The 10,520-nt window shown below is 68.6% G+C and carries 8 protein-coding genes and 4 pseudogenes; 7 read left to right on the top strand and 5 right to left on the bottom strand.

Annotation, left to right across the window (positions count from 1 at the left end):
* Nucleotides 1-415: 415 nt before the first annotated feature.
* On the bottom strand, nt 416-604 hold the full coding sequence (locus tag AC2TEW_RS37305; protein ID WP_484623896.1) for a hypothetical protein: 189 nt from the start codon (nt 602-604) through the stop codon (nt 416-418).
* Between the two features lie 117 nt (nt 605-721).
* Nucleotides 722-1,474 carry a metallophosphoesterase gene (locus AC2TEW_RS37310; RefSeq protein WP_484623897.1) on the bottom strand — a complete coding sequence of 251 codons (753 nt, stop codon included), beginning with the start codon at nt 1,472-1,474 and terminating at the stop codon, nt 722-724.
* A gap of 124 nt (nt 1,475-1,598) precedes the next feature.
* On the opposite strand from AC2TEW_RS37310, the gene pdxR reads away from it, so the two are divergent.
* The 3 genes from pdxR (at nt 1,599) to AC2TEW_RS37325 (ending at nt 4,098) form a co-directional block, all read left to right on the top strand.
* Nucleotides 1,599-2,999: a MocR-like pyridoxine biosynthesis transcription factor PdxR gene (gene pdxR / locus AC2TEW_RS37315; RefSeq protein ID WP_484623898.1), complete on the top strand. Its 1,401-nt coding sequence runs from the start codon at nt 1,599-1,601 to the stop codon at nt 2,997-2,999.
* Between the two features lie 31 nt (nt 3,000-3,030).
* Nucleotides 3,031-3,492: a hypothetical protein gene (locus tag AC2TEW_RS37320; RefSeq protein ID WP_484627675.1), complete on the top strand. Its 462-nt coding sequence runs from the start codon at nt 3,031-3,033 to the stop codon at nt 3,490-3,492.
* Between the two features lie 66 nt (nt 3,493-3,558).
* On the top strand, nt 3,559-4,098 hold the full coding sequence (locus AC2TEW_RS37325; RefSeq protein ID WP_484627676.1) for a hypothetical protein: 540 nt from the start codon (nt 3,559-3,561) through the stop codon (nt 4,096-4,098).
* Nucleotides 4,099-4,202: 104 nt separating this feature from the next.
* On the opposite strand, the gene AC2TEW_RS37330 is transcribed toward AC2TEW_RS37325, so the two are convergent.
* Nucleotides 4,203-4,454, bottom strand: a complete 252-nt coding sequence (locus AC2TEW_RS37330) for a hypothetical protein (protein WP_484627677.1) — start codon at nt 4,452-4,454, stop codon at nt 4,203-4,205.
* Nucleotides 4,455-5,339: 885 nt separating this feature from the next.
* On the opposite strand from AC2TEW_RS37330, the pseudogene AC2TEW_RS37335 reads away from it, so the two are divergent.
* The 3 pseudogenes from AC2TEW_RS37335 to AC2TEW_RS37345 form a co-directional block, all read left to right on the top strand.
* Nucleotides 5,340-6,662, top strand: a pseudogene (locus tag AC2TEW_RS37335) (GMC family oxidoreductase); the annotation flags it as partial.
* Between the two features lie 12 nt (nt 6,663-6,674).
* Nucleotides 6,675-7,445 (top strand): annotated as a pseudogene (locus AC2TEW_RS37340) (transposase); the annotation flags it as partial.
* A gap of 23 nt (nt 7,446-7,468) precedes the next feature.
* A pseudogene (locus tag AC2TEW_RS37345) lies at nt 7,469-7,858 on the top strand (transposase); the annotation flags it as partial.
* Nucleotides 7,859-7,878: 20 nt separating this feature from the next.
* Here the strand turns inward: AC2TEW_RS37345 and AC2TEW_RS37350 are convergent.
* A pseudogene (locus AC2TEW_RS37350) lies at nt 7,879-8,201 on the bottom strand (transposase); the annotation flags it as partial.
* A 133-nt stretch (nt 8,202-8,334) separates the two neighbouring features.
* Between AC2TEW_RS37350 and AC2TEW_RS37355 the strand changes: the two are divergent.
* Nucleotides 8,335-9,894: a putative adhesin gene (locus AC2TEW_RS37355; protein WP_484627678.1), complete on the top strand. Its 1,560-nt coding sequence runs from the start codon at nt 8,335-8,337 to the stop codon at nt 9,892-9,894.
* A gap of 220 nt (nt 9,895-10,114) precedes the next feature.
* Here AC2TEW_RS37355 and AC2TEW_RS37360 read toward each other — a convergent pair.
* Nucleotides 10,115-10,520, bottom strand: a 406-nt coding sequence (locus AC2TEW_RS37360; protein WP_484627679.1) for a transposase, incomplete at its 5' end; no start/stop codon positions are given.

The raw sequence follows: 10,520 nt of genomic DNA on the forward strand, positions 1-10,520 counted from the left end.
CCCACACCTGGGGCGGGCCTCCGCGGTACCGCCGGGCTCTGCAGGAACCAGCCTCGCCAATGGGGCGACGGCGCACATCGGGGACCGAGCCGGGGCACGATGCCGAGTTCCTCGGTGTCGATGCCACACATGATCGCGGGGATGCCCGCCGACGTGGACGTGGCTCACGGCGGATGCTCCACCACGACTCGCTCCCCCCACCCGCACCGGCGGCCGGATCGAGCAGTTCACGATCCGCCTGCACGTCCCCGCCTGTTCCGGCGCAACGAGCGTGACGACGACGGTACTTACGTCCTGTGAGCCACGGCCCCGCCGACACCCGCGGTCGGGCGAGGGGCGTCACGCCCGACGCCGGCGCTCGAAGGCGGGTGGCTCGAAGGCGGGGACCCGGAGGCGGGTGGCTCGAAGGCGGGTGTCAGGGCGGTTCGTTCACCATCCCGGTCGGTGCGTCGCCGTGGGGCAGGCCGGTGAACAGGCAGTCCCAGCGCTCGCCGAGTTCCTTGAGCGCGGAGGCCGGCGGGTTCCCGCCCGTCCTGTCGTTCAGGGCCGCCATCTCGGCGAAGAAGCCGTCCAGCGCCGGCGAGGTGATGAACAGGAACCGCACAGCACGGGCAGTCCTGGCGCGCGATATCGTCAGCGTCGCTGCTGGCGAGGTCCTGACGGGCCGTCGCAGCCGGAACTCCCTCACGGACCCTTCCCGGAACACGGCCTGCCCGCCGTCTCAGCCGGCAACACTCCGGTAGTGGGTCGTCAGGACGCCTGCGTCGTACAGGACGTGGAAGGCGAGACCCGGGGGCAGGTCGAGGTGGACGTGGTCCGCCGAGTGGGCGCGGTGCTCCCAGGGCAGCCGGAGGGTGGAGACGACGCCGGGTGCCACCACCAGGGGACGGCCGGCGAAGGTTGTCGTGGCCGCGGTGTGGGCGTGTCCGCAGAGGAAGGCCGCGATCTGGGGGTGCCGGTCGACGACGGCCGCGAGTCGCTGCTCGCCGAACTGGCGCAGGCGGTCGACGAACGGGGTGTGCAGCAGGACCGGCGGGTGGTGGAAGGCGATGAGCGCGGGCACATCGCTCGGGCTCCGGGCGAGCACGTCGTCCAGCCAGGCCAGGGTCTCGTCCTCGATGAACCCCTCGTCCTTCCCCGGTATCGACGAATCGCACAGCACGATGGAGAAGCCGTCGGCGTGATGCACCTGGTTGATGGGAGCCGCCGAGCCGGGCTGACCGAGCAGCCCCTGCCGGAAGGCCGCGCGATCGTCGTGGTTGCCGGGACAGACCAGCACCGGATGGCGGGAACGGAGCAGTTCCCGTGCCTGCTCGTACTCGGCCACCAGGCCGTGGTCGGCGATGTCGCCGGTCACCACGACGGCATCGAGGTCGTGGGGAAGAGCTTCGAGGTAGTCCATCACGGCCCTGGTGCGGGCGATGCTGCGCTCGTCGGCGATGTGGATGTCACTCAGGTGGGCGATGACGGCCATGGTTCGAGGTCCTCGCTCGGATGTCCCGGGTCTCGGTACGACCGGGGCGCTCGTCGCCGCGCTCTCCGCGCGGGCTCCTGCGGAAATCTAGGCGGCAACCGGACCATGGGTAAGATCCGGTTTCGTGCCGAATCATTGGTCCAGTGCCGGGCTGGACCTTCATCTCGAGATCGATGCCGCGGGTGGGCGGCGGCTCGGTCTGGAGTCCGCCCTGCGCGACGCGATCCGGAGCAGTCGGCTGGCTTCGGGGACGCGGCTGCCCTCCACCCGCGCACTGGCCACCGAACTGGGGCTCTCGCGGGGCACGGTGACCGCTGCCTACGACCAGTTGGCGGAGGAGGGCTACCTGACCACGCGCCCCGGTTCGGGCACCCGCGTCGCCGAGGTGCCGGCCTTCGGCCCGGTCCCACCGGGCCCCGTTCCCGCGACGGCCGTCCCCCGCCACGACCTGCGCCCCGGGCTTCCCGATGTGGGGGCCTTCCCCGTTCGAGCCTGGCTCGGCGCGACCCGCCGGGTGCTGGCTTCGGCTCGGCCGGAGGTCTTCGGCGCCGGCGACCCGCAGGGACGGATCGAGCTGCGCGCCGCACTCGCGGACTACCTCGGGCGGACCAGAGGAGTGATCACCACACCGGACCGGATAGTGATCACCTCCGGGTTCTACCAGTCGGTGCACCTGCTCAGCAGCCTGCTCCGGGCGGCGGGTGTCACGGCCGTCGCCATGGAGGACCCGGGCCACAACGTCTACCGCGAGCTCGTCCAGCGCGCCGGACTCGCCACCCCGGCTCTGGCCGTGGACCACCACGGCGCTCGTGTCGGGACGCTGCCGCAGGGAACCGGGGCGGTGGTCGTCACGCCGTCCCACCAGTACCCGACCGGCGTCCCGTTGCACCCCCGGCGCCGCCATCTGCTGTGCGAATGGGCGCGTTCCACGGGTGGGCTGGTCGTGGAGGACGACTACGACGGCGAGTTCCGCTACGACCGCCAGCCCGTCGGCGCCCTGCAGGGCCTCGCTCCCGGCCATGTCGTCTACTGCGGAACGGCGTCCAAGACCCTCGGCCCGGCCCTTCGCCTGGCCTGGACGGTCCTGCCACCCGACCTGGTGGGCCCGTTCGTGGAGGCCAAGCAGCAGGCCGACCTCTACACCGAGACCCTGGGCCAGCTCGTTCTCGCCGACCTGATCGCCACCCGCGCCTACGACCGCCACATCCGCGCGGCCCGCCTGCGCTACCGTCGCCGCCGCGAACTGCTGCTCGGACGGCTGAACGGCTTTCCCGCCCTCGCACCGCACGGCGTCCCGGCCGGCCTGCACACCCTCGTCACCCTCCCCGCCCAGGGCCCCTCCGAGGACCGGCTCCTGGCCGAATGCGCGGCCCGGGGCATCGCGCTGCGCGGCCTCACCGAGCTCCACCACCGGCCGACGGCCGGCAGACCGGGCCTCCTCGTCGGCTTCGGCGCCGCCACCCGACACGGCTACCCCCTCGCCCTGGACGCCCTGATGTCCGTCCTGGCCGACATCGCACGCTGAGCCCGAGCCGTACCGGCTCCCAAGCGCCCCGGTGAGGGCGTGCGGGGCGAAGGCCGTCGGGCCGGGCCGCGTCGCCTACCTCCTCGACGGAGCCGACCAACTGCTGTCCACCACGGACGCCGCCGGGCGCACCACCGCCTTCGCCTACGACCCGCAGGGCCGACTGGTCGAACGCCGAAACCACGACGGCACCACGACCGCCCTCACCTACGACGCCCTCGGCCGCGTCCTGAGCGAGACCGTCGACGGCCGGACCACCTCGTTCACCCACGACGCCCTCGGCCGCCGCACCAGCCGCACCACTCCCACCGGCATCACCTCCACCTTCACCTATGACGCCGGCAGCCGCCCGACCTCCCTGGCCAACCCACTGGCCGCTCTGACCTTCAGCTACGACGCCGCCGGCCGCGAGACCACCCGTTACCTCGGCACCGGCGCGGCACTGACCCAGACCTGGGACGCCTGCGACCGCCTCACGGCCCAGTCCGTCTAGGCCGACGCCGCCGGCGGCACCTACGCCAACGTCCAGCAACGCACCTACGGCTACCGCACGGACAGCATGCCCACAGCCGTCACCGACCAGCTCTGCGGCCGCCGCGACTTCGAACTCACCCCCGCCGGACGCGTCACCAAGGTCACCGCCGAAACCTGGAGCGAGACCTACGCCTACGACCGCCTCGGCAACATCACCCGCGCCCACCACACCCGCTCCCCCGACGGCCCGACCGCCGGCGGACGCGCCTACGCCGGATCACTGCTGCGCAGCGCGGGCCGCACCTCCTACGAGTACGACGACCAGGGCCGCCTGGTGCGCCGGGTGGTCCACACCCTGTCCGGGCAGCGCCGGGAGTGGCGGTACTCCTGGAACGCCCAGTCCTCACCGGCCCGACCGACTACTACGACTTCCTCCTCGACAACGCGTAGCAGCCGAAGACCTCCGAACCGGCGCGAGCCCACCCTGCGGCTCCCGTCGGCGCAGAGGCCCGATCCACCCGCCCCCCGGCCCAGGCCGTCCCGGACCCCCGCCACCGCCACCGCCACCGCCAGCAGGAGCGGCGGCAGCGGCGGCGGCCGGGCTACGCCCCCGGCAGACACGTAATCAGACCTGACCCCTCCAATCCCTCACCAGCGCAAGGGGGGTGACGCCATCGGCGTTCCGGACGGCGGCCACGGCGTCGGCGGGTGTCCGTCCGAGTCCCGCGCCTACTGGCTGCTGCTGACGCCGGGTGCGCAGATGAGGTTGCCCACGAACTGGGCGTTCCGGTTGGTGCCGGTGTTCTTCACGGCCACGATCCAGCCGGCGGTCAGGGGGGTGGACGACATGACGACCAGTCCGTCGGTGAAGGAGATCACCCGGCCGCCCGTGGGCGCCCATCCGCCGGGGCAGTAGGCATCCGAGTTTCCGGTGTGCCCGGGCCGGAGGGTCACCAGCGGGCCCGCCTGCTGCAGGTACACGGGAGTGTCCGCGCACCTGGCGCCGCCTGGGTCCGGCGGTGCGGTCGCGCACGCGCCGCCCGACGCGGCTGTCGGCTACGCGCCGGAAGCAGGCGCAGCGGGGGGAACCGTGCTCCTCCCGTTCTCCCGCGGGCGAAGCACATAGGCCTGCTGTTCATGTACCAGGGCGGCGATGCGCCGAACGTCGTCGGTCAGCAGCACACCTGGGTTCTTGAAGGCGCCGATGCGCGTACGGTCGGCCGCGCCTGTGCGGTGCGTCGGTGCGTGGGTGCGTCGGTCGGTGCGTACGAGCGGTCTGACCCGGTGCTGTGTGCTACCGACCGCCACGCCCGCTCGTGTGGCGCTGAGGTTCCGAACGAATGTCGCGGAGATTCAAGTGCGCGCCGTGTCGGTGATCCTAGGATTTGGCGGCAGAAGGAAAACCCGGCTGTTCCCGGACGGGTACGCACCGAGGATAAGAACGCGTGAAACAAGAGAATTCCAGCCGCCTGGCCGTCACCGCACATACCGGCGCCGACAGGGACCTCCCCCCTGGGGTGTCGGCCATGGCCGGCCCGGGTGTGCCAAGGCCCGGCGGATCAAAGTGATCGTCTGCCACCTGGCCACCTGACCAGCTGGGTGTCCGTCAGCTCCGGTAGCGCACACCGCCCGCCTCCACGCAGCCCGGCTCCGCCGGAGCCCGCCCGCTGCTGGTCGGCCGGTTCCGCGCCTTCTGCGCGCCGAGCGCGGACGCGGCCGAGCCGGGCACGGGGCTTCCCTGGGGAGGACCGTCCCAACTCTTCGACCGCTCCAATGCATGCAAGCAATCAGCTCTTTGATCGTCGATGAGCCTTCTTTACTGAAACCCGGTGGCCGGACAGCGCTGCCGTGGGAAGCGGAGAAATGATGGGCCACAATCCTTATGACTATGTCGTGGTGGGAGCGGGGACAGCGGGGTGCGTGATTGCCTCCCGGCTTTCGGAACGCCCCGGCGTGCGGGTGCTGTTGCTGGAGGCCGGAGCCCGGGACGCGACCGAGTCGATGGCGTCTCCGTGGGGATTCCTGGGGTTCGACCCGTCATCCCTCTGGCCGGGCACCTCGACCGTGCAGGCCGGTACGGGCAGGGCCGCTGACGTGCTGCGCGGCAGGGCGCTCGGCGGATCGTCGAGCATCAACGGCCTCTACCACCTGAGGGGGCACCGCTCCGGCTACGACGAATGGCCCGGACTCGGTGCTCCGGGCTGGGGCTTCGAGGATCTGCTGCCCTACTTCCGCCGCAGCGAGAGCACGCGCCGTCGTGATGCCTCCGTGCGGGGCACGGACGGGCCGGTCGTGGTCGCCCCGGTTCCGGAACCCCATCCGCTGGCCGCGGCGTGCGTCGAGGCCGCGGTGCAGGCCGGGTTCACCCGCGCCGATGACATCGGCGGCGGACTGGAGACCGGGTTCGGGTGGAGTGACATGAATCTGCCCGGCGGCACCCGCCAGAGCGCGGCCGACGCCTACCTCCGTCCGTTCCTCGACCGGCCGAACCTGGACGTCGTCACGGACGCGACCGCGCAGCGTCTGCGGATCACCGCGGGCCGCTGCGCCGGTCTCGAGTACACCGTGGGTGGCGAGCACGTGTCCGTCGCGAGCGCCGAGGTCATCGTGACGGCGGGGGCCATCGGATCCGCCCACCTCCTGATGCTGTCGGGGATCGGCCCGGCACAGCACCTCCGCGAACACGGCATCGACGTCGTCGCCGACCTGCCCGGAGTGGGGTCCCATCTCCAGGACCATCCGATGGCGGGCGTGGTGTACGAGGCCGCCCGGCCCGTACCGTTCGTTCCTGCCAACCCGCCGGCCGAGATGATGGGCCTGGTGTACAGCGACCCCACCGCGGCCCGGCCGGACCTTCAGGTCTACCTCGTCGCCGCACCGCTCCCGTCGGCCTGGGGCACGCCGCCGGCCAACGGCTACTCCATTGCCTTCTCCGCGGTGGCTCCGCACAGCAGCGGCACCGTGCGCCTGGCGGACGCCGATCCCGCCGGCGCTCCCGTCGTCGACCCCGGGTACCTGAGCGACGACCGTGACCTGGAGGTCATGCGCAGGGGCCTGGCAGTCGCACGCCGCATCGGGGAGGCCGACGCGTTCGCCGAATGGCGCAAGCAGGAGGCGGTGCCGGGCGCCGGGACGAGCGGCGAATCCGTGGACGAGTTCATCCGGAAGGCCACCGGCCCCTACTTCCACTTCACCGGCACGCGCGAGTACCACCCAGCGGCTCTGGAAGCCTTCCAGAACAAACCCGGCGGCCTGGCCCGCCCGGACGCCCGAGCGGTACTCGCCGCGGCCTCGACTCCGGCCGGAGCGGCGAAGCTGTCACTGGCCCAGATCCGGGCCGCGCTCAAGCGCGCCGGCCGCCAACACGGCATCGACGCCGAGGCCGAACGACTCCGTGACGTGTTCCGGACCGAACACGCCCGCCATCCGAGTACGGTCGAGGACGCCTTCGGCCACCAGTTGCTCGCCCTGCTGAAGCAGTTCGACGCGGCCTGCCGGGCCGGGGACGACCTCGCCCAGGCCGTTGAGACGGCCTTCCGCGAGCATCCGGACGCTGAGATATACCTCAGCTTTCCCGGCCTGGGAGTCCAGCTCGGCGCCCGCCTCCTCGCGGAGATCGGCGACGACCGCAGCCGCTTCGCCGACGCCCGGGGCCTCAAGGCATACGCCGGCTCCGCTCCCATCACTCGCGCCTCGGGCAAGAAGAGCTACATCGGCCGACGCATGGTCAAGAACAACCGGCTCATGCACGCCGGCTACCTCTGGGCCTTCGCCACCCTCACCGCCTCACCCGGCGCCGACGCCCACTACCGCAGCCGGCGCGACCATGGAGACTGGCACGCCGCCGCCCAGCGCAACCTCCTCAACCGGCTCCTCGGCCAACTCCACCACTGCCTTCAGAACCGCCTGCTCTTCGACGAACACGATGCCTTCACCTCCTCCGGCACGTCCTCACTCCCCACCGCCGCTTGACGCCGTAGCTCCCTGAGATGTCTCTTTCCCCGGTCCTGACCTCGATGCCCGGCATCGGGGTCAGGACCGCCGCCCGGATCCTCGTCGACGTCGGCGACGCGAGCACCTTCCCGACCGCCGGCCACCTGGCCGCCTACGCCGGCCTGGCGCCCGTCACCCGCGCGTCCGGCTCCTCCATCCGCGGCGAGCACCCTTCCCGACGCGGCAACAAGCAGCTCAAACGGGCTTTCTACCTCGCCGCGTTCGCGTCGCTCTCCCAGCCCGAGTCACGCGCCTACTACGACAAGAAGCGACAACAGGGAAAGCACCACGTCGCCGCCCTCGTCTGCCTCGCCCGCCGACGCATCGACGTGCTCTTCGCGATGCTCCGAGACGGCACCTTCTATCAGCCCCCGGTCAGCGCCGCCGCTTGACGAAAACCATAGGGGCACCATTTGAGAGCCCGGACGTGCGAGCCGTCCACGGCGCAGTCGTCCAGGCCCAGCAGATCCGCGCGGCGCAGTTCGGTCTACAGCGCGGCATGCAGACGGGGCCAGACGCCGGCCTCGGTCCAGTCCCACAGCCGGCGCCAAGCCGTGACTCCGGAGCAGCCCACGGTCTGCGCGGGGACATCGCGCCACGCGACACCGGTCCGCAGCACGTAGATGATGCCGGCCAGGGCCGCCCGGCAGCCCGGTCCGGGACTCGCAGTCGCCCGGGGTGGCGGTGGCGTCGTTCGGGAGCGGGCGGCAGCAGCGGAGCCACCCGCTCCCACAGGTCATCCGGAACAAGAGCACAGCTCTATTCATTCTGAAACGATCAGTTAGGGAAGTACATGGTTTGCTTGTCTGCAGATTGAGTCCGATGCCGATTTTCTGCACTGTAAAGTACACACAAAGGGAGCAGAGTCATGGTTTGGTCTGAGCACATCCCGCACGCGCGCAAGCTGCCTCAAGAGTTCAATGACGCACTCCATGCTGGGGTCGGCGGCGGCACGTGGTTCAATGCATTTACGGCCTGGCTCGCGGAGAGCCATCAGCTTGAGTCATCGTGTTACGATCTTGACAATTTTCAGGGTAGCTGGGAGAAGTTCATCGCGGACCCGCTTGTGGAGTCCAAATTTATTCAGGATCCCGAGAGCCCGGAGGAGCTTTCGGTGCTTGTCAGGGACAGGTATGCGGTATTCGTGCTAGAGGCAGCCGACTTCCAGGCGGTAAATTCTGTTGATAAAACCATCGAAATGGCCTTTCTCTCCGGACACGGTGGGGTGGATAGGGCCGCGGCAGAGGTACGTGTACCGACCGGGATGGCGGTCCAGTATATCTCACTGAAGGGCGACCTGGTGCTGTCCGGTCACAGTCTCCTCTCCATTGCCGAAGGTCGGGAGGTGGAAACCTATGAGACCTATTCCGAAGGAATGCTCATGCCGAACTACAGCCTCAGTCCGCACATGACCATATCCGAACGAGACTCCGTGATTCTCGCGAACACGCAGAACATGCCAATGTTCATCATTGGAGAGGATCCGCTTCCATCCGGAGTGGCCACGCATATGTGCACCACCCCGGGAAAGTGTCCGGATGCCCGCCACACTTGTGACGGGGTGCTGGCCCGGCTCGGCCATGTGGCAAAAATCGTTTCGGTCAGCTGTAGGGGGACGTACCAGGACATGATCCCTTTCCCTACACTCAGGCGTCCGCGCGAGAAGAGCCTTCCCAAGGCCTCTCTGCGGCTGGTAAAAACAGCCATTGAATCTCGTGTCGCACCCACCGGCCATGTGGCGAAAAAGATGGACAAGATCCCGTACATGGATGCAGTGGTGGCTCTCGCTGACCCCGCGGTGCAAAAAAAGGTCCTGATCTCGAAGCTCAAGTCATATGCCATGGAAAACGGCGCACTAGCCTATTATGCGGCATATATAAGACTCTCGAATATTGAGAAGAAATGGCTTGACGGGGATGGCGACCTGGCGGCGTCCAGGAAGGCTGCCGAAGGTTTCGTCAAGAGATTCTCTGAGTCCGACGACGGCGGACGGCGCAAAATTCTTGAAGGGCTTGACAAGGGTAGGATTTTGAGCCTCTCGTCGGTTATTCCGTGGTTCGGCGCATGGAATTATGGAAGGGATTCTGGCCTGAGTGTTGAGCTGCTCTCGAAAGTGAATCGTCGAGGATTGAAGGCCGCTGCTGCGACCAAGCGGCTCACGCAGTGCCTGTACAGTGGTAGCGTAGGTGTCATAATTCCCCTAGGTTGTTCCGATTCAAAGGAAAGGGAGGTTTTGGGATGCGTCGAGATCCACAAGTCGAATGCGGATATTGAGATAAGTGTCGCACTGAAGGGGGGTGCCGTCATGGTCACAGTAAAGGGCTGCCCATCCGACGTGCAGTACAATTTTAGGGCATCTATGATAAGAGAACTCCGGAAAGCATTCGAGGTGCCAGAATCCGGATGTAGCGTTCTGTTTGCAAAATAGTCAATCCGCTGCCGCCGGTGCCTCGATCGCGACAGGTTGGGCCGGGGACTCTAATTCGGCTCGAGACTTTCGGGTGTGACATTGTTCCTTGGGCCTGGCCGCATCCCTTATATGCCGGGACGGCATGCCGTGCAGGAGCTCTCTGCAGATGTCGGCATAGGCTGGCGTGAAGTCGGAGACTGCGACGGGCACGGGCTTCCGGGCTGGTGGCGGTGACGACCTAGTGTCCTGCGCCGGGAATTCGTTCAAGATATGAGGCGAGTCGTTCGAGGATCTCGTCGGCGGTCTTGGTCCAAGTGAACGGGCGGGGGTTCTCGTTCCAGGTCTTGATCCAGGCCCGGATGTCCTTCTCCAGGGCCTGGACGGACTTGTGGACTCCACGTCGGAGCTGCTTGTCCGTCAACAGCGCGAACCACCGCTCCACCTGGTTGAGCCAGGACGAGCTGGTCGGGGTGAAATGCAGGTGGAACCGCGGGTGGCCGGCCAGCCACTTCTGGATCGCCGGGGTCTTGTGGGTGGCGTAGTTATCGCAGATCAGGTGCACGTCCAGGCCGGCGGGCACTTCCTTGTCGAGCTTGGCGAGGAACTTCTTGAACTCGGCCGCGCGGTGGCGACGGTGGAGGGAG

The organism is Kitasatospora sp. NEAU-CNBT7, assembly GCF_057220535.1.

Bases quoted from the DNA above. Each gene is read 5' to 3' on its own strand.
- AC2TEW_RS37310 (WP_484623897.1), bottom strand. From the start codon at position 1,474: ATGGCCGTCATCGCCCACCTGAGTGACATCCACATCGCCGACGAGCGC.
- AC2TEW_RS37325 (WP_484627676.1), top strand. From the start codon at position 3,559: ATGCCCACAGCCGTCACCGACCAGCTCTGCGGCCGCCGCGACTTCGAA.
- AC2TEW_RS37355 (WP_484627678.1), top strand. From the start codon at position 8,335: ATGGTTTGGTCTGAGCACATCCCGCACGCGCGCAAGCTGCCTCAAGAG.